Origin of the sequence: Enterobacter sp. HK-058-C-ECC, assembly GCF_047531125.1 — a bacterium.
Classification (GTDB): domain Bacteria; phylum Pseudomonadota; class Gammaproteobacteria; order Enterobacterales; family Enterobacteriaceae; genus Enterobacter; species Enterobacter quasiroggenkampii.
The window spans coordinates 53214-73019 of sequence record NZ_JBLKCH010000007.1; the positions used below are offsets into that span (position 1 = coordinate 53214).

A 19806-nucleotide genomic window follows, 5' to 3' on the forward strand; every position below is an offset into this window, starting at 1 on the left:
AAATCAGGTGCCGGGTTTAGCATCCTGGCTTATCTTATCGGCGGCACATTTTGTGCAGCATGCTTTGCTACATCTCAATGGTGGGCTGAGCAGGGGCATCGAAAGATGCGCCGGTATCCGATAAGGCCGGTAATGCTAACTCTGTTCAGTCCACCACCAGCGAAGTTAGCATTTCCGGAGGTGGAAGCTTTATCACTTATCGGAGGCTGCCAATATGGCTGCTACCCCAACCCAAGTTCATTCTTTAATCACTCTGCCCTTCAACCACGCCACCGACTTCACCGAACTGGCGGATAACTGCGAACGTTTTACCGACGCACTGGTAGATTGCGAATAACCCGCCCCAAAAATGGCGCTTTACGGCAGACTTTATGCCTGCCTGAATCTTCTGCAACCCACGCTTCTGGATCCTGTTCCGGACGCTTTAAAAGCCAGCCTGATCGCGATCGGCTAAACCTGCCGGATGGCGCTGCGCTTATCCGGCCTACGAAAGCCCCATAAAAAAACCCGCCGAAGCGGGTTTTTAGCATTTGTCACAACGGGCACATTACTGCAGCAGCGAAATATCCGCCACGCGCAGGAACAGCTCACGCAGTTTTTCGAGCATAGAGAGACGGTTAACACGCAGCTCTTTATCTTCTACGTTCACCATCACTTTCTCGAAGAAGGCGTCGATAACGTCACGCAGCTCAGCCAGCTCCACCAGCGCTTCCTGGTAGCGACCTTCCGCGAAGACCGGCTCGAGCTTGTCGCGCAGCACCACAACCTGCATCGCCAGGGCGATCTCTTCCGGTTCTTTCAGCGTCGCGGCGTTCACACGCTCGTTCAGCGTCTCGTCGGACTTCGCCAGGATGTTGGATACACGCTTGTTGGCCGCCGCCAGAGCAGATGCCGCTTCCAGCGTACGGAAGTGGGAAACCGCCTTCATACGCGCATCGAAATCAGCCGGACGGGTCGGACGACGCGCCAGCACCGCCTGAATGGTGTCGACGGTGTAACCTTCATCCTGATACCAGGCGCGGAAACGACCGAGCATAAAGTCGATCACGTCATCCACCACGTTCGCGTTGGTCAGCTTGTCGCCGTACAGACGCACCGCTTCTTCGGTCAGGGTCTGCAGATCCAGGTTCAGGTTCTTCTCTACGATGATACGCAGCACGCCGAGCGCAGCACGACGCAGCGCAAACGGGTCTTTGTCGCCTTTCGGATGCTGACCGATACCGAAGATACCCGCCAGGGTGTCCATCTTATCGGCAATCGCCACCGCGCACGCAACCGGGTTAGACGGCAGTTCGTCACCCGCAAAGCGCGGCTGATACTGCTCGTTCAGGGCCACGGCCACGTCTTCCGCTTCGCCATCGTGACGCGCGTAATGCATACCCATCACGCCCTGGGTGTCGGTAAATTCGAACACCATGTTGGTCATCAGGTCGCATTTAGACAGCAGGCCAGCACGCGTTGCGTGGTTGACGTCCGCACCGATTTCACGGGCAATCCAGCCGGACAGCTCCGCGATACGGTCGGTCTTGTCGCGCAGCGTACCCAGTTGCTGCTGGAACAACACGGTCTGCAAGCGTGGAAGATGATCTTCCAGACGCTTTTTACGGTCGGTATTGAAGAAGAACTCGGCATCCGCCAGACGCGGACGAACGACCTTCTCGTTACCAGAGATAATCTGGATCGGATCTTTCGATTCGATGTTTGCCACGAAGATGAAGTTTGGCAGCAGTTTGCCGTCGTTGGCATAGACCGGGAAATACTTCTGGTCACCCTTCATGGTGTAAACCAGCGCTTCAGCCGGAACGGCCAGGAATTTCTCTTCGAACTTCGCAGTCAGCACAACCGGCCATTCCACCAGCGAGGTCACTTCTTCCAGCAGGCTGTCGCTCAGATCGGCTTTACCGCCAATCTTGCGCGCCGCGTCTTCCGCGTCCGCTTTGATTTTGGCTTTACGCTGTTCGTAGTCAGCAATGACCTTGCCGCGCTCCAGCAGGATCTGCGGATACTGGTCGGCATTGTCGATGGTGAACTCTGGCTCGCCCATAAAGCGGTGGCCGCGGATCACGCGATCGGACGCCACGCCCAGAATGGTGGCCGGAATAACGGTGTCGCCCAGCAGCAGGGTCACTGTGTGAACCGGACGCACAAAGTGCACGTCAGACGCGCCCCAGCGCATCAGCTTCGGAATAGGCAGCTTCGCCAGAGACGTGGCAATCATGTCCGGCAGCAGCGCTTCCGCGCTTTCGCCCTTCACGTGCGCACGGTACAGCAGCCACTCGCCTTTATCCGTGGTCAGACGCTCGGCCTGATCGACGGTGATGCCGCAGCCACGCGCCCAGCCTTCCGCCGCTTTGCTCGGCTTGCCTTCCGCGTCAAAGGCCTGGGCAATCGCCGGGCCACGTTTTTCGACTTCGCGATCTGGCTGGGACGCCGCAAGATTTGCCACTTTCAGCGCCAGACGGCGCGGCGCGGCAAACCACTCAATTTTACCGTGTGCCAGGCCAGCGTTATCCAGCTCGGCAGTCACGTTCGCAGCAAAAGATTCAGCCAGGCTGCGCAGGGCTTTTGGTGGCAGCTCTTCGGTGCCGATTTCCACCAGGAAAGTTTTCTCAGACATGGCCGCCTCTTATTTGTTTCGGTTGCACATCGGGAAGCCAAGGGCTTCACGGGACGCGTAGTAAGCTTCTGCAACGGCTTTGGTCAGGGTACGAATACGCAGAATGTAGCGCTGACGTTCAGTCACGGAGATGGCTTTGCGGGCGTCCAGCAGGTTGAAGCTGTGGGCGGCCTTCAGAATACGCTCGTAGGCAGGCAGCGGCAGCGGAGTCTCCAGCGCCAGCAGCTGCTGCGCTTCTTTCTCATACTGCTCGAAGCAGGTGAACAGGAAGTCCACGTCCGCGTATTCGAAGTTATAAGTGGATTGCTCCACTTCGTTCTGATGGAACACGTCGCCGTAGGTGGTTTTACCCAGCGGGCCGTCGCTCCAGACCAGGTCGTAAACGCTGTCTACGCCCTGAATGTACATGGCCAGACGTTCCAGACCGTAGGTGATCTCACCGGTGATCGGCTTACATTCCAGACCGCCCACCTGCTGGAAGTAGGTGAACTGGGTCACTTCCATGCCGTTCAGCCACACTTCCCAACCCAGACCCCAGGCACCCAGCGTTGGGTTTTCCCAGTTATCTTCCACGAAACGGATGTCGTGGATGGTAGGATCCATACCCAGCTCTTTCAGCGACCCGAGGTACAGTTCCTGAATATTGTCGGGTGATGGCTTAATCACCACCTGGAACTGATAGTAATGCTGCAGACGGTTCGGGTTTTCACCGTAACGACCATCGGTCGGACGACGGGAAGGCTGCACATACGCGGTCGCCATTGGCTCTGGCCCCAACGCGCGCAGGCTGGTCATCGGGTGTGAAGTGCCGGCGCCGACTTCCATGTCCAAAGGTTGAACAATGGTACAGCCCTGACGAGCCCAGTAATCCTGTAAGGTCAGGATCAGGCCCTGGAAGGTCTTGGTATCAAACTTTTGCATAGTATTTCGTGCTGGATACGTGTGGTTTTAAATGGAAGGGACCAGTATACCCGCTGGCTGCAAGATATACAGTACGAAACGGGGTTGTTTAGGGAAAATTGGGAAATAAGCCTTCCGGCCAGAACGCTGACGGCGTCTGGCTGTTGATTATCCGAGCAGGCTAGCGCATGGAGAGGTGTAAAAACTGACCGTCCGCATCAAACGAGCAGACAAAGCCCTCTTTACGCGACGTATGGCCCCGCAGCTCATAGCTGCCCTGAAAACGTTCAAAACCGGTAACGTCAATTTTCTGCACGTCCGAGTTATAGCGGCGAGCGGCCCGATCTTTACAGAGCGCTTCCATATTCAGTGAACGTTCCGGGCTCATTTTACCCTGCTGCGCTTTTTGCACAGGTGCTTCCTGTGGCGCACTGCATCCCGCCAGTATGAACAGCAGAAAGAGTGACGCCACACGCTTCATCATCATTTTTATTACCGCCCTGGTCAGTGGCTGTTATTTTTAGTATCAACGCTTTTATAGATTATGGTCCGGCATTCTGCGAATCTCGTGGCCTCCCGACAAGCCTGCGGAATAAAACTCAGAATTTTCCAAACGAAGACATTTGGACAATGGGAGTCACACTCAATTTACAGGGAATACGAGGAACTGATGCAGTCAAAAATTAACTGGATTGATAACCTGCGAGGAATAGCCTGTCTGATGGTGGTCATGATCCACACGACGACCTGGTACGTCACGAATGCGCACAGCATCAGCCCCGTTAACTGGGATATCGCCAATATTCTCAACTCTGCGTCGCGGGTCAGCGTGCCGCTGTTCTTTATGATTTCCGGCTTTCTCTTTTTTGGTGAACGCAGCGCGCAGCCAAGGCACTTCATCCGCATCGCGGCCTGCCTGGGGTTCTACAGTGCCGTTGCCTTGCTCTATATCACGCTGTTCACCTCAATAAACGCCGGACTATCGCTAAAATACGTGCTGCAAAAGCCGGTGTTCTACCACCTGTGGTTCTTCTTCGCCATTATCGTGATCTATCTGGTCTCCCCCCTCATTCAGGTGAAAAACGTCAGCGGAAAAATGCTTCTGGCCCTGATGGTGGTGATTGGCATTTTCGCCAACCCAAATACGGTCTCGCAGAAAATCGACGGTTTTGAGTGGTTGCCGGTCAACCTTTATATCAACGGCGATACCTTCTATTACGTGCTTTACGGCATGTTGGGGCGCGCCATCGGAATGATGGACACGCAAAAACGTGGTCTGAACTGGCTCTGCGGGGCACTGTTTATCGCTGGCGTGGCGGTGATTTCACGCGGGACGCTGCATGAGCTGCAGTGGCGCGGCAATTTTGCCGATACCTGGTATCTCTACTGCGGGCCGATGGTCTTTATCTGTGCCGTATCGCTGCTCATGCTCGTTAAAAATACCCTGAATACGCGTCCCCTTCCTGTACTGAGCGTCATTTCACGACACTCTCTCGGGATTTACGGTTTTCACGCGCTGGTGATCCACGCGCTTCGGACAAGAGGCGTTGAGCTTAAAAGCTGGCCGATGCTGGATATCGTCTGGATTTTTTCCGCGACCCTGGCGATCAGCCTGCTGCTGTCGATGCTGCTGCAAAAAATCGACACTCGCCGCTTCGTCAGCTAATGCTTCGCTGCCGGGCGCGATGGTACTGGCGCGGGGAGGAAAACCCTGCCGCCAGTGAAGCCTGCTCCACGCCGCGCCCCTGCAATAGCCACTGCTCCGCCACCGCCAGACGCAGCTGCTCCAGATAATCGCGAACGCTAATCCCTAAATGTGACTGAAAAAGCCGGGTGAGATGGCGCGGGCTGACGTGCGCCAGCGCGGCGATAGCAGGCAAGCTCCAGGCTTTTTGTGGCTCGGCGGTGAGCGCATCCTGCGCCCGATGAATCGCCGGATGAAGATGATTGCGGTAGCGCAGCCACGGGGAGAGCTGGGGATCGTCACCGGAACGGCGGAACCAGACCACCATCTCGCGCGCCACGGCCAGCGCCTTTTCGGGACCGCACAGGCGGTTAATCATATGCAGCGCCAGATCGATGCCAGACGTGATCCCCGCGCTGGTCCAGATGTTCTCATCCTGCACAAAGATGCGGTTTTCTTTAATCGTCGCTGTGGGGGCTGCGGTGCGTAAACGACTGATAACGTCATGGTGGGTTGTACACTGCCGGTTGTTCAGCAGGCCCGATTTCGCCGCCAGCAGCGCGCCAGAACAGACGCACATCACCGTGATACCCCGGCGCTGAATGACCGGCTGCAGGCGCATCAGCCAGTGCTGTATCCGTAACGCCTGTGGCGTCGAAAATTGAGCGCGGGAGTCGCTCACGCCGGGTAATACCAGCAGGCTCCCCTCAGGAAGCCTTTCCGGTAGCGGCTGGATGCCGCTCATTGTCAGGCCTATCGACGTCGGAACGTCCGGTTGCGGCCCAATGTAATGCAGACGAAACGCGTCGCCAGCCAGCACAAAGGTCTCTGCCGGGCCAGTCATATCTAATGACAGCACCCCGGGCAACATGACGAACCAGACGTCGATGCTCATTACAGTGACTCCAGCGTCTCCGCTACCGTTTTAATGTCGGCAAAACGCCCGGACAGTACCGTTTCGGTACGGTGGCGAATTTCCGCTGCACTCAGGGTAATGCCCCTGTACGTCATGGGGAACGTCAGCGTGGCCTCGCTAACAAAGGTCACAGCATAACCCAGATCGGATGCCACCCGGGCGGTGGTTTCGCAGCATTGCTCCGTGCGAATGCCGCAGATAATCAACTGGTTGATATCACGTTCACGCAGCCAGCGATCGAGCCCGGTATCCGTAAAGGCATTATGGACGTGTTTCTGGAAAACCACATCCGGCTGATGACGCAAAAAGGCCATGGGTTTAACAAAGCCGCTTTGCAGCGTGAAGGGGCCGTCTTCATCTACATGGAAAATATCAACGACCGGAATACCGCGCGCCTGGCAGCCTTCAATCAGCCCCAGCATCGCCTGCTGAAAGGCAGGAATGTCGTCCTCCTGCCAGTAATTGCGATGATGGAACGACTGCTGAGTATCAATATTGATGAGTGCAATGCGTGACATGGTGGATCTCCTCGCCAGTGGGTGTGACACCATACTGGCAAGGAAATAAAGGCACGCACAGACCAAAAAAGGACATCCTCGTGCCGCGGTCGGACAAGCGTGTTTACGACATCAGCGGCAGCAGCTGCTGGTAGATTTTGCGGAACACGTCGCGCCTTTCCGCGTACCGCGCATGGTTTGCCGCATCAGGGAAATGCGCCTGCTCAAGGGTAAGTTGCGGCAGCAGTTGCGAAAGCGGTTGTTCCGGATGAATGGCTATCTGCGCCAGACGCGCGGCGCCGAGCGCGGGGCCAACATCGCCACCGGTGCGGAAATCCAGCTGCAACCCGCTGATATCCGACAGCATCTGTCGCCAGTAAGGGCTTCGCGCACCGCCGCCAATCAGGGTGACGCTTGCGGGTTTCAGGCCGCAGTCATGGACCACGTCCATTCCGTCGGCCAGCGCATACCCCACTCCTTCCAGAACCGCACGCGCCAGTTCTGCCGGGCCATGCTGATGGGTTAAGCCAAAGAACACCCCTTTCGCTTCCGGGTTGTTGTGCGGCGTACGTTCTCCAGAAAGATACGGTAAAAACCAGACGGCACCCGCAGCGTCATCCGCCTGCTGTGCTGCGGCGATCAACGCAGGAACATCAGCCATCCCGGTCAGTTTCGCCGCCCAGTCCAGGCAGGACGCCGCGCTCAGCATCACTGACATCAAATGCCATTTTCCTGGCAGCGCATGACAGAAACTGTGCACCGCGCTTTCGGGATTACTGCGATAGCCGTCGCTGACGGCAAAATAGACGCCAGAGGTTCCCAGAGACAGCATCGCCTGCCCTGCCTCAACCATGCCGACGCCCACGGCACCCGCAGCGTTGTCACCGCCCCCGGCAACCACCGGTACGGCAGGCATATTCCAGCGTTCCGCAACGTCTGGCAGCAGTGTGCCTGTTACCTCGCTACCTTCGAACAGCGCGGGCATGTGTTCACGGGTCAGGTGGCAGGCATCCAGCATCGCCTCGCTCCAGTCACGTTTCGCCACGTCGAGCCACATCGTGCCGGCGGCATCGGACATGTCGGAAGCAAAATCGCCCGTCATACGAAAGCGCAGATAGTCTTTCGGTAGTAGGACTTTCGCCACCTGCCGGAAAATATCCGGCTCGTGTCGCTGCACCCACAGCAGCTTGGGGGCGGTAAAGCCGGGCATCATCAGGTTGCCGGTAATCTCACGAGACGTGGGTACGCGCGCCTCGAGAAGCGCACACTCTTCCGCACAGCGGCCATCGTTCCAGAGAATGGCGGGTCGCAACACGCAATGTTCGCTATCCAGCAAGGTAGCACCGTGCATTTGACCGGCAATCCCCAGCGCTTTCACGTCACGCAGAGAATGCTGTTCACCTAACGCCTTGATTGCACGATCCGTTGCCTGCCACCACTGCTCCGGGTCCTGTTCCGACCACAGCGGATGCGGACGTGAAACCTGCAGCTTTTCCGTCTGCGTTGCTAACACCTCGCCCTGTTCGCTTAACAGGATGGCTTTCACACCCGATGTGCCAAGATCGATCCCGATATACATTACGGTGACTCCTTTAACAGAAATGCCCGGTGGCGCTAACGCTTACCGGGCCTACGTGCTGTTATTTATCGAACAGGTAGTGATTGACCAGATTTTCCAACAGCTCCTGGTGCCCGCTCTGGTGCTGCGGTGCCAGCTGATGTTGTTCAGCGTACTTCGCGATGTCCGCAAGTGATAACTGACCTTTCAAAATTTGCTGGCCCAGCTCACTGTTCCAGCCGCTGTAACGCTTCGCCACGCGTTTATCGAGCTCGCCGTCTTCAATCATACGTGCCGCCACTTTCAGCGCCAGCGCCATGGTGTCCATCGCGCCAATGTGGCCGTAGAACAGATCGTATTTGTCGGTGCTCTGGCGACGCACTTTGGCGTCAAAGTTCAGGCCGCCGGTAGTGAAACCACCCGCTTTGATGATTTCGTACATCACCAGCGCATTCTCTTCCACGCTGTTCGGGAACTGGTCTGTGTCCCAGCCCAGCTGCGCGTCGCCGCGGTTAGCATCGACCGAGCCAAAGATGCCCAGCGCAATCGCAGACGCGATCTCGTGGTGGAAAGAGTGGCCCGCCAGTGTGGCGTGGTTGGCTTCAATGTTCACTTTGATTTCTTTTTCCAGACCGAACTGCTTCAGGAAGCCATACACCGTCGCCACGTCGTAGTCATACTGATGCTTCGTCGGCTCCTGCGGCTTCGGCTCAATCAGCAGCGTGCCGCGGAAGCCAATTTTGTGCTTGTGGTCGACAACCATCTGCATAAAGCGGCCAATCTGCTCGCGCTCCTGACGCAGATCGGTGTTCAGCAGCGTTTCATATCCTTCACGGCCACCCCAGAGGACATAGTTTTCGCCGCCCAGCTGATGCGTGGCATTCATTGCCGTCACCACCTGCGTGGCTGCCCAGCTAAACACTTCCGGATCCGGGTTGGTTGCCGCACCCGCGCCGTAGCGTGGGTTAGTGAAGCAGTTTGCCGTGCCCCAGAGCAGCTTCACGCCGCTTTGCTGCTGCTTTGCCGCCAGTACATCCACCATCTGCGCAAAGTTGTTCAGATACTCTTTCAGCGATGCGCCTTCCGGTGACACGTCGACGTCATGGAAGCAGTAGTACGGCACGTTCAGCTTGTGGAAGAACTCAAACGCCACATCGGCTTTGCGCTTTGCCAGTTCGATGGCCTCACCCGGCTGCTGCCATGGGCGGTCAAAGGAGCCCACGCCGAACATATCGGCACCGTTCCAGCAGAAGGTATGCCAGTAACAGGCGGCAAAGCGCAGATGATCTTCCATGCGCTTACCCAGCACCAGCTCATCCGGGTTGTAGTGACGAAATGCTAAAGGATTGGTCGTTTTCGGGCCTTCGTAACGAACACGATCGAGTTGGTCGAAATAAGCTTGCATATTGAGCTCCATAATCAGGGTATGCGGCGAGTCGTTGATACAGGAGTAATAGTGAATAGACATTTTGGGTTGCTCAATTACGTTATTTCACACTGCTATTGAGAGAATGCACAACTGTGCGCTGGCTCGCAAAATAATGCGCAGACAAACTATTTTTCGGCGCGGATTCCAGAATCAAATGTAATTAAGACGTTACGTATTTTAAAATCCGATCGCGGTCATAAATTCAGAAATAAACCAAATATCGTAATGAGAAGATAAAAATCTGTAATTGCCAGCCCGCCTTTCCGCGTTAAAAATTTGCTGCGTCTCAGCAGTGAATGTTTCTTTTATCTCAGCAACACATACCCCTACAAAAAGGCCTAATAATTATGAAGATAAAGAACCTGCCCCTAACGCTCTGCACTACGCTCCTGCTTGCCAGTTTTGCCGGTCATGCCAAAGAGGTCAAAATTGGCATGGCGATTGACGACCTGCGCCTGGAACGCTGGCAAAAAGATCGCGATATCTTTGTAAAAAAAGCGGAATCCCTCGGCGCCAACGTGTTTGTTCAGTCGGCTAACGGCAACGAAGAAACGCAAATGTCGCAGATCGAGAATATGATTAACCGTGGCGTCGATGTGCTGGTCATTATCCCCTATAACGGCCAGGTATTAAGTAACGTGGTGAAAGAAGCCAAACAAGAAGGCATAAAAGTGCTGGCTTATGACCGCATGATTAATAATGCGGACATTGATTATTATATTTCGTTCGATAATGAAAAAGTCGGCGAATTACAGGCACAAAGCCTGATCGACAAAGTGCCTCAGGGCAATTATTTCCTGATGGGCGGCTCTCCGGTGGATAACAACGCCAAGCTGTTCCGCGAAGGGCAAATGAAGGTCCTTAAACCGTACATCGACAACGGGAAAATTAAAGTGGTTGGCGATCAATGGGCCGACGGCTGGCTGCCAGAAAACGCGCTGAAGATTATGGAAAATGCGCTGACGGCCAACAACAACAAAATTGATGCGGTTGTGGCCTCCAACGATGCCACCGCAGGCGGTGCGATTCAGGCATTAAGCGCCCAGGGGCTGGCGGGTAAAGTCGCCATTTCTGGACAGGATGCCGATCTGGCTGGCGTAAAACGCATTATCGCAGGCACCCAAACCATGACGGTCTACAAACCGATTACCGAGCTTGCCAATACGGCGGCGGAAATCGCCGTGGAACTGGGCAATGGCAAGCAACCTAACGCAGACGCAACGCTGAATAACGGGCTGAAAGACGTTCCGGCTCGCCTGCTCACCCCTATTGAAGTCAATAAAGAGAACATTGACGCCACCGTCATTAAAGACGGCTTCCACAAGAAGAGCGAACTGTAATCCGGCGCGGCCCCTGCTTTGCAGGGGCGCATCACGTTGTACTGTTCTTCCCTCGGTTTATGTGGAGCAGTTATGCCTTATTTACTTGAAATGAAAAGCATCACCAAGCGCTTCGGCACGGTGAAAGCCGTCGATAACGTCAGTCTCCGGTTGAACCCCGGCGAAGTCGTTTCGCTGTGTGGCGAGAACGGCTCAGGCAAGTCAACGTTGATGAAAGTGTTGTGCGGGATCTACCCGTATGGCAGTTACGAAGGCGAAATCGTTTTTGCTGGCGAAGTTATCCAGGCGACTCACATTCGTGATACCGAACGTAAAGGCATCGCCATCATCCACCAGGAACTGGCGCTGGTGAAGCATCTCACCGTGCTGGAGAACATTTTCCTTGGGGCCGAAATTTCCCGCCACGGCGTGCTGGATTACGACACCATGACGCTACGTTGTGAAAAGCTGCTCGCGCAGGTGAGCCTCAGCATTTCACCGGACACCCGCGTGGGCGACCTGGGACTGGGGCAACAGCAGCTGGTTGAAATCGCTAAAGCGCTCAATAAACAGGTCAGGCTGCTGATCCTTGATGAGCCCACGGCCTCGCTCACCGAACAGGAAACTGCGGTACTGCTCGATATCATTCGCGATCTGCAAAATCACGGCATCGCCTGCATCTACATTTCGCACAAACTGAACGAGGTTAAAGCCATTTCGGACACCATCTGCGTGATCCGCGACGGGCAGCACATCGGCACGCGTGAAGCCGCGGGCATGAGTGAGGATGACATCATCACCATGATGGTAGGACGCGAGCTGACGGCGCTCTACCCGAATGAGCCTCACACCAAAGGTGATGAAGTGTTGCGCGTGGAAAATCTGACCGCGTGGCACCCCGTTAACCGCCACATCAAGCGTGTGAATAACGTCTCGTTTTCTCTGCACAGCGGCGAAATCCTCGGTATCGCCGGGTTAGTCGGCGCCGGGCGCACGGAGGCCGTACAGTGTCTGTTTGGCGTGTGGCCAGGGCGCTGGGAGGGCACGATTTATATCGACGGCCAGCCGGTGAAAATCGACAACTGCCAGCAGGCGATCGCCCGCGGCATTGCTATGGTGCCGGAAGACCGCAAAAAAGACGGCATCGTGCCGGTTATGGCGGTGGGGAAAAACATTACGCTGGCGGCGCTCGATCGCTTCTCCGGCGCGCTGAGCAGCCTGGACGATGCCGCCGAGCAGCAGTGCATCCTTCAGTCACTCGCCCGATTGAAGGTCAAAACCTCCTCACCGGAACTGGCCATTGGCCGCCTGAGCGGCGGCAACCAGCAGAAGGCGATTCTGGCGCGCTGCCTGCTTCTCAATCCACGCATATTAATCCTTGATGAGCCGACGCGCGGAATTGATATCGGTGCCAAATATGAAATCTACAAACTGATTAATCAGCTTGTACAGCAAGGGATTGCCGTCATTGTCATTTCGTCTGAGTTACCCGAAGTGCTCGGCCTGAGCGACCGTGTACTGGTCATGCACGAGGGAAAACTGAAAGCCAACCTGATTAACCAGAACCTGACGCAGGAGCAGGTGATGGAAGCCGCTTTAAGGAGCGAACGTCATGTCGAAAAGCAACCCGTCTGATATCAAAGTCGCCGTTCCGACGCCCGGTGCGTTCGCAGGGCTAAAAGCGCTGAACCTGCAGGTTTTCGTGATGATCGCGGCGATTATCGTCATCATGCTCTTCTTTACCTGGATGACCGATGGTTCGTACCTCAGCGCGCGTAACGTCTCTAACCTGCTCCGCCAGACAGCTATCACCGGCATTCTGGCCGTCGGCATGGTGTTCGTGATTATCTCCGCGGAAATCGATCTGTCGGTCGGTTCAATGATGGGGCTCCTCGGCGGTGTGGCGGCGATTTTTGACGTCTGGCTCGGCTGGCCGCTGCCGCTGACCGTGGCGGTCACGCTGGTATTGGGGCTGGTACTGGGGGCCTGGAACGGCTGGTGGGTAGCCTACCGTAAAGTGCCGTCGTTCATTGTCACCCTGGCGGGGATGCTGGCCTTCCGTGGGATCTTAATCGGCATTACTAACGGCACCACCGTCTCCCCGACCAGTGCGGCCATGTCGCAGATTGGTCAGAGCTACCTCCCGGATGGTGTGGGCTTTACCATCGGCGTGGCGGGATTGCTGGCATTTGTCGCGTGGCAGTGGCGTGGACGCATGCGTCGTCAGGCGCTGGGGCTGGCGTCGCCAGCATCCACGTCGGTGGTGGGACGTCAGACGCTCACTGCCGTCATTGTGCTGGGCGCCATCTGGCTTTTAAACGACTATCGCGGTGTTCCGACCCCCGTGCTGCTGCTGACGCTTTTGCTGCTGGGCGGCATGTTTATGGCCACGCGCACCGCGTTTGGCCGCCGTATTTATGCCATCGGCGGCAACCTTGAGGCTGCCCGCCTCTCGGGCATTAACGTTGAACGCACCAAACTCGCGGTCTTCGCCATTAACGGCCTGATGGTCGCCATCGCCGGGTTGATCCTCAGCTCGCGTCTGGGGGCGGGTTCACCCTCCGCCGGTAACATCGCCGAGCTGGATGCTATCGCCGCCTGCGTTATTGGCGGCACCAGCCTCGCAGGGGGTATCGGCAGCGTCGCGGGCGCGGTCATGGGGGCATTTATCATGGCGTCGTTGGATAACGGGATGAGTATGATGGACGTCCCGACGTTTTGGCAGTATATCGTCAAGGGGGCCATTCTTTTACTGGCAGTCTGGATGGACTCGGCCACCAAGCGACGGGCCTGATAACAGTATTGTGACTTAATTGGGAAGTGAGCCATGTTTGAAAAGCGTCACCGCATTACGTTGTTATTCAATGCCAACAAAGCCTACGACCGTCAGGTGGTAGAAGGCGTGGGTGAATATTTGCAGGCGTCGCAATCCGAGTGGGATATCTTTATTGAGGAAGATTTTCGCACCCGTCTGGAGAACATCAAAGACTGGCTTGGCGATGGCGTTATCGCCGACTATGACGACCCCGTCATTGAGCAACTGCTGACCGACGTCGACGTTCCGATCGTGGGCGTCGGCGGCTCCTACCATTCGCCTGAACACTATCCGCCGGTTCACTATATTGCCACCGATAACCATGCCCTGGTCGAGGCCGCGTTTCTCCATTTAAAAGAGAAAGGCGTCCATCGCTTCGCGTTTTATGGTTTACCCGCCACCAGCGGCAAGCGCTGGGCCGTTGAGCGTGAGCACGCGTTTTGCCAGTTGGTCGCGCAGGAGAAGTATCGCGGCGTGGTCTATCAGGGGCTGGAAACCGCCCCGGAAAACTGGCAGCACGCGCAGAACCGTCTCGCTGACTGGCTGCAAACGCTGCCGCCGCAAACAGGGATTATTGCCGTGACGGACGCCCGCGCGCGGCACGTGCTGCAGGTCTGCGAACACTTACACATTCCGGTGCCCGAAAAACTGTGCGTGATTGGCATCGATAACGAAGAGCTTACCCGCTACCTGTCCCGCGTGGCGCTCTCTTCCGTGGCTCAGGGCACGCGTCAAATGGGCTATCAGGCGGCGAAGCTGCTGCACCGTCTGCTGGATAAAGAATCTCTGCCGCTTCAGCGCCTGCTGGTGCCTCCTGTTCGCGTCGTAGAACGTCGCTCAACCGATTATCGCTCCTTAAGCGACCCGGCCGTTATTCAGGCCATGCACTATATTCGCAACCACGCCTGCAAAGGGATTAAAGTCGATCAGGTACTGGATTCGGTGGGCATTTCGCGTTCGAATCTGGAGAAGCGTTTTAAAGAAGAGGTGGGCGAAACCATTCATGCCGTCATCCATGCTGAAAAGCTGGAGAAAGCACGCAGCCTGCTCATCTCCACGTCGCTGTCGATCAACGAAATTTCGCAGATGTGCGGTTACCCGTCGCTGCAATATTTCTACTCGGTGTTCCGCAAAGAGTATGACACCACGCCGAAGGAGTATCGGGATCGCCACAGCGAGGTGCTGATCTAGAAAAGAAAACGCCTTCCAGTGGAAGGCGTTTTTTTGAGATTACATATGAGCGGCGATTAAGCGCTGGTTATCCTGGTACATAGCGAACAGATAGTTGTTATAGCTCTGTCCCTTAGTCGAATACCCTTTCAGCTTGTGGATCATCGTACTGGCCGTCACTTCCTGGTCCGCTTTACGCAGCTGAGCGCGTGATTTACGGAACGATGAGTAGGCCGGGTGCGTGTTCAGATTCACCACATAGGCGTTCACGGAATCTTTCACGGATTCAAACTGCGAATAGCCTTTCACCTTGCCGGGCGCATTCGTACAACGGCCTTTCACGCATTTCATGCCGAAAAGGTTGTTGTTGTTACGCGCAAGCTTAGACGTTCCCCAGCCGCTTTCGGCTGCAGCCATGGTCGCAACCATGCTGCCCGGGATGATATCCACACGCTCAAGAAGAGCATTCCACGGAACACGACGCGTGTTACCGTTCCAGCTCAGCTTGTAGCGCTTCGTGATATCTTTCAGACGCGCGCGCTCTGATGGCGACCAGCGGCTATCGTACTGTTTGGAAATCAGCCAGTTACGATCCGCAGTAATCGCGGCATTTTGACTCGTGATGTAAGGCATTACCGTCCGGAGAAACGCTTTTTTCCTTGGTGTTCCGGAAGGGTATTTTCGCAAATCAGGAAGTGAACTACTCTTTGCACTATTGCGAGAATACTCTTGTTTACTGCTAACCTTACTACTTGTCGTCTTTATTACGTGGGCTTTCTTACTCGTTGTATCCGTGTGCGTCTTCGCAAGCACCTCACCCGAAAATGCCGTGGTGAGTAACATGAGTATCGCAGCCCCATATCGTCGAATGGGAGTCGATATCATTAGGTCTCCTGGTCGGATGTAATCATCCTAACACCTTATTTTTTTCACAAATTTGAGAGCGGAATCTCAAATCATATCAAAAATAGACTTCAAGAGCACGTATAGAAATAGTCCAATTCCGAAACTATGTCACCTGAAACTTGCTCATAAAAACATCATTTCCGGAAAAATGTGTGCGTTATCGCAGATAACTGCCTAATTTTGCGCAAGATCACTCATCCTCACGCATCCTCCTGGCAGAAAGCGACAGGGGATGAGTTTTTCCCGCCCGCCTGCTGGCACACTGGTCAAAAAATCCGCGACAGGAACCAGGAATGAAACGCACCGCAATAGCCTTTCTGATGTTACCCGCACTGGCACATGCCGACTGGTCATCGCCGGGGTTTGGCGCATTTCGCGCCGAGGGCACCGGGATTTTCACCAGCCAGGCAAAGCTTGCGAAGGGTACGCGTCCTCTTACGCTGAGTTTTGACAAGACGTGCTGGCAGCCCACAGGCGCGATAAAACTCAATGAGATGCTGTCGCTCAAGCCCTGTGACGGCGCTCCGCCGCAGTGGCGCCTTTTCCGCGACGGTGAATATCAGATGCGGATTGATACCCGATCCGGCACGCCCACCCTGCTGCTGGCGGTTCAGAGCGCGACAGAACAGCCGGTGACCAACGTTATCCGCCAGTGTCCAAAGTGGGACGGTAAGCCGCTGACGCTGGACGTCAGCCATACCTTCCCGGAAGGCTCCGTCGTGCGCGACTACTACAGTAAACAGACGGCGACCGTACAAGATGGGAAAATCACCCTGCAGCCAGCAGCCAACAGTAACGGCCTGCTGCTGCTTGAGCGCGCCGAAACCGACAAGCCGGCACCGTTTAGCTGGCAAAACGCCACTGTCTATTTTGTACTGACCGACCGCTATGTGAATGGCGACCCGAGCAACGACAACAGCTATGGCCGCCATAAAGACGGCATGCAGGAGATTGGCACGTTCCACGGTGGCGATCTGAAGGGGCTGACCAGCAAGCTCGATTACCTGCAGCAGCTGGGGGTGAATGCGCTCTGGATAAGCTCCCCGCTTGAGCAGATCCACGGCTGGGTAGGCGGCGGAACCAAAGGTGATTTCCCGCATTATGCCTACCACGGCTACTACACCCAGGACTGGACAACGCTCGATGCCAACATGGGCACCGAGGATGACCTGCGTCAGCTTGTTGATGAGGCGCATAAGCGCGGCATTCGCATCCTGTTTGATATCGTCATGAACCACGTTGGCTATGCCACGCTGGCAGACATGCAGGAATTTCAGTTTGGTGCCCTGTACCTTCAGGGTGATGAACTGAAAAAGACGCTGGGAGAACGCTGGACGGACTGGACGCCTGGCGCAGGCCAGACCTGGCATAGCTTCAACGACTACATCAACTTCAGCGACAAGGCCGCATGGGAAAAATGGTGGGGCAAGAAATGGATCCGTACCGACATCGGTGATTACGATAATCCCGGCTTCGACGATTTAACGATGTCGCTGGCGTTCCTGCCCGACCTGAAAACGGAATCCACCGCCCCTTCCGGGCTACCCAATTTCTACCAACACAAGCCCGATACCCACGCGAAAGCGATTCCGGGCTATACCCCGCGCGACTACCTGACCCACTGGCTCAGCCAGTGGGTACGTGACTACGGCATCGACGGTTTCCGGGTGGATACCGCGAAACACGTTGAGCTTGCGGCCTGGCAACAGCTGAAAGACCAGGCAAGCCAGGCGCTGGCCGCCTGGAAAGGTGCTCACCCGGATAAAAAGCTCGACAACGCACCGTTCTGGATGACCGGGGAATCCTGGGGCCACGGCGTCATGCAGAGCGATTATTACCGCCACGGTTTTGATGCGATGATTAACTTTGATTATCAGGAGCAGGCGGCAAAAGCGGTGGATTGTCTGGCCGATATGGATCTCACCTGGCAGCAGATGGCGGAGAAACTGCAAAGCTTCAACGTGCTGAGCTACCTCTCATCCCATGATACGCGCCTGTTCCGCGAAGGGGGCCCGCGCGCGGCGGAGCTGCTTCTGCTGGCACCGGGCAGCGTGCAAATCTATTACGGGGATGAGTCCGAGCGTCCATTCGGGCCGACAGGCTCCGACCCGCTGCAGGGCACCCGCTCGGATATGAACTGGCAGGACGTCACGGGCAAGCAGGCCTTAACCGTCGCCCACTGGCAAACGCTGGGTCAGTTCCGCGCCCGTCACCCGGCGATTGGTGAAGGCAAACAAACCACGCTGTCGCTAAAAGAGGGGTATGGCTTCGTGCGCGAGCACAAGGGCGATAAGGTGATGGTGGTATGGGCGGGTAATCAATAGCCCCCTCACCCTAACCCTCTCCCCAGAGGGGAGAGGGGATTGCACGGTGCAGTCTTTCACCCTCGCCCCTTTGGGGAGAGGGCCGGGGTGAGGGGAATTCCACCAGAACTATTCACTACAAAAACACACTTCCACCCTATAAAACAACAAATCCGACCACACCACCCGATTTGCACCAACACGGTGCTAGCGTTATGGTTACCCACTTTCAAAATAAGCTCGACAGATCACCTGCTATGACGTTTTCACTTTTCGGCGACAAATTTACCCGCCATTCAGGCATTACTCGCCTGATGGAGGACCTCAACGACGGGCTGCGCACACCGGGCGCAATCATGCTCGGCGGCGGAAACCCGGCTCAAATCCCGGAGATGAATACCTATTTCCAGACCCTGCTCGCTCAGATGCTGGAAAGCGGCAAAGCAACCGATGCGCTTTGCAATTACGACGGCCCGCAGGGTAAAACCGAACTGCTGGCACTCCTCGCCGAAATGCTGCGTGACGAGCTGGGCTGGGATATCGAACCACAGAATATTGCACTAACAAACGGCAGCCAGAGCGCGTTTTTCTACTTGTTTAACCTGTTCGCAGGACGTCGCGCCGACGGCACCACCAAAAAAGTGCTGTTCCCGCTGGCACCGGAGTATATCGGCTACGCTGATTCCGGCCTGGAAGAGGATCTGTTCGTCTCCGCGCGCCCGAACATTGAGCTGCTGCCGGAAGGCCAGTTCAAATATCACGTCGATTTTGAACACCTGCATATTGGCGAAGAGACGGGCATGATCTGCGTATCGCGCCCGACTAACCCAACGGGCAACGTGATCACCGATGACGAACTGATGAAGCTGGATGCGCTGGCAAATCAGCACGGCATCCCGCTGGTGATCGATAACGCCTACGGCGTACCGTTCCCGGGCATTATCTTCAGCGAAGCACGTCCGCTGTGGAACCCGAACATTGTCCTGTGCATGAGCCTCTCTAAGCTGGGTCTGCCGGGCAGCCGCTGCGGCATCATCATCGCCAATGAGAAAATCATCACCGCCATCACCAATATGAACGGCATTATCAGCCTTTCTCCGGGCGGCATTGGCCCGGCGATGATGTGCGAGATGATCAAACGCAAGGACCTGCTGCGTCTGTCGAATGACGTGATCAAGCCTTTCTACTACCAGCGCGTTCAGGAGACGATCGCGACACTTCGTCGCTATTTGCCGGAAGAACGCTGCCTGATCCACAAACCGGAAGGGGCGATTTTCCTGTGGCTGTGGTTTAAGGATTTACCTATCACCACCGAACTGCTTTACCAGCGCCTGAAAAAGCGCGGCGTACTGATGGTGCCGGGCGATTATTTCTTCCCAGGTCTGGATAAGCCGTGGCCGCATACCCATCAGTGCATGCGCATGAACTACGTCCCCGATCCGGAAAAAATCGAAGCGGGTGTTAAAATTCTCGCCGAAGAGATCGAAAAAGCCTGGCGCGAAGGCAATTGTTAAATAATAAGGCTCTTCAAATGAAGAGCCTTATTTTTCCGTGATCTGAATCTTATATTAAGGATATATCCTGTAGCGCTTTATTTATCATCCCCCTTGAGTTTCCTTAGGAATAATCCTTTAATTTACGCTCGCTAACTTTCCCCTCAATAATTAAGCATCGATTAAAGATCTTAACTTA

General features: G+C 55.7%; 15 protein-coding genes and 2 pseudogenes. 9 read left to right on the forward strand and 8 right to left on the reverse strand.

Going from position 1 to position 19806, the window contains the following annotated elements; translation table 11 throughout:
* Positions 1-101: 101 nt before the first annotated feature.
* Positions 102-248, forward strand: a pseudogene (locus ACMWJS_RS14790) (hypothetical protein); the annotation flags it as partial.
* Positions 215-439: pseudogene (locus tag ACMWJS_RS14795) on the forward strand (hypothetical protein); the annotation flags it as partial. The pseudogenes ACMWJS_RS14790 and ACMWJS_RS14795, both read left to right, overlap by 34 nt.
* 108 nt (positions 440-547) lie before the next feature.
* Here the strand turns inward: ACMWJS_RS14795 and glyS are convergent.
* From glyS to ACMWJS_RS14810, 3 genes are all read right to left on the reverse strand, one after another.
* Positions 548-2617 carry a glycine--tRNA ligase subunit beta gene (gene glyS / locus ACMWJS_RS14800; RefSeq protein ID WP_126534950.1) on the reverse strand — a complete coding sequence of 690 codons (2070 nt, stop codon included), beginning with the start codon at positions 2615-2617 and terminating at the stop codon, positions 548-550.
* A gap of 9 nt (positions 2618-2626) precedes the next feature.
* Entirely contained in the window at positions 2627-3538 is a 912-nt protein-coding gene (glyQ, locus tag ACMWJS_RS14805) for a glycine--tRNA ligase subunit alpha (RefSeq protein WP_003860141.1), read from the reverse strand.
* A 160-nt stretch (positions 3539-3698) separates the two neighbouring features.
* Complete coding sequence (locus tag ACMWJS_RS14810; protein ID WP_045907868.1) at positions 3699-4004, reverse strand: YsaB family lipoprotein; 306 nt, start codon at positions 4002-4004, stop codon at positions 3699-3701.
* A 183-nt stretch (positions 4005-4187) separates the two neighbouring features.
* On the opposite strand from ACMWJS_RS14810, the gene ACMWJS_RS14815 reads away from it, so the two are divergent.
* Positions 4188-5183 (forward strand): acyltransferase, encoded by a 996-nt coding sequence (locus tag ACMWJS_RS14815; protein ID WP_414747243.1) that lies wholly within the window; start codon positions 4188-4190, stop codon positions 5181-5183.
* Here the strand turns inward: ACMWJS_RS14815 and ACMWJS_RS14820 are convergent.
* From ACMWJS_RS14820 to xylA, 4 genes are all read right to left on the reverse strand, one after another.
* Positions 5176-6096, reverse strand: a complete 921-nt coding sequence (locus ACMWJS_RS14820; protein WP_414747244.1) for a GlxA family transcriptional regulator — start codon at positions 6094-6096, stop codon at positions 5176-5178. The two genes, ACMWJS_RS14815 and ACMWJS_RS14820, sit on opposite strands and share 8 nt — an antisense overlap.
* On the reverse strand, positions 6096-6635 hold the full coding sequence (locus tag ACMWJS_RS14825) for a cysteine hydrolase family protein (RefSeq protein ID WP_063622830.1): 540 nt from the start codon (positions 6633-6635) through the stop codon (positions 6096-6098). The genes ACMWJS_RS14820 and ACMWJS_RS14825 overlap by 1 nt, the downstream gene beginning before the upstream one ends.
* A 103-nt stretch (positions 6636-6738) precedes the next feature.
* Complete coding sequence (gene xylB / locus ACMWJS_RS14830; protein WP_414747245.1) at positions 6739-8193, reverse strand: xylulokinase; 1455 nt, start codon at positions 8191-8193, stop codon at positions 6739-6741.
* A 61-nt stretch (positions 8194-8254) separates the two neighbouring features.
* Positions 8255-9577 carry a xylose isomerase gene (gene xylA, locus ACMWJS_RS14835; RefSeq protein WP_086374966.1) on the reverse strand — a complete coding sequence of 441 codons (1323 nt, stop codon included), beginning with the start codon at positions 9575-9577 and terminating at the stop codon, positions 8255-8257.
* A 371-nt stretch (positions 9578-9948) separates the two neighbouring features.
* Here xylA and xylF point away from each other — a divergent pair, with 371 nt between their 5' ends.
* From xylF to xylR, 4 genes are all read left to right on the forward strand, one after another.
* Positions 9949-10941, forward strand: a complete 993-nt coding sequence (xylF, locus tag ACMWJS_RS14840; protein ID WP_414747246.1) for a D-xylose ABC transporter substrate-binding protein — start codon at positions 9949-9951, stop codon at positions 10939-10941.
* A gap of 72 nt (positions 10942-11013) precedes the next feature.
* Positions 11014-12555, forward strand: a complete 1542-nt coding sequence (locus ACMWJS_RS14845; RefSeq protein ID WP_111967672.1) for a xylose ABC transporter ATP-binding protein — start codon at positions 11014-11016, stop codon at positions 12553-12555.
* A complete protein-coding gene (gene xylH, locus ACMWJS_RS14850) occupies positions 12533-13714 on the forward strand; it encodes a xylose ABC transporter permease XylH (RefSeq protein ID WP_229226531.1) in 1182 nt (393 codons plus the stop codon). The genes ACMWJS_RS14845 and xylH overlap by 23 nt, the downstream gene beginning before the upstream one ends.
* Before the next feature lie 33 nt (positions 13715-13747).
* Entirely contained in the window at positions 13748-14926 is a 1179-nt protein-coding gene (xylR, locus tag ACMWJS_RS14855; RefSeq protein ID WP_021242460.1) for a D-xylose utilization transcriptional activator XylR, read from the forward strand.
* 39 nt (positions 14927-14965) lie between these two features.
* Here the strand turns inward: xylR and ACMWJS_RS14860 are convergent, their stop codons facing one another.
* The gene (locus tag ACMWJS_RS14860; RefSeq protein WP_048028064.1) at positions 14966-15790 is read right to left on the reverse strand and encodes a protein bax; all 825 of its coding nucleotides are present in this window, start codon (positions 15788-15790) and stop codon (positions 14966-14968) included.
* A 314-nt stretch (positions 15791-16104) separates the two neighbouring features.
* Between ACMWJS_RS14860 and ACMWJS_RS14865 the strand changes: the two genes are divergently transcribed.
* Both ACMWJS_RS14865 and avtA read left to right on the forward strand, forming a co-directional pair.
* The gene (locus ACMWJS_RS14865; RefSeq protein ID WP_414747247.1) at positions 16105-18135 is read left to right on the forward strand and encodes an alpha-amylase; all 2031 of its coding nucleotides are present in this window, start codon (positions 16105-16107) and stop codon (positions 18133-18135) included.
* A 236-nt stretch (positions 18136-18371) separates the two neighbouring features.
* On the forward strand, positions 18372-19628 hold the full coding sequence (gene avtA, locus ACMWJS_RS14870; RefSeq protein WP_045907877.1) for a valine--pyruvate transaminase: 1257 nt from the start codon (positions 18372-18374) through the stop codon (positions 19626-19628).
* Positions 19629-19806 lie beyond the last annotated feature (178 nt).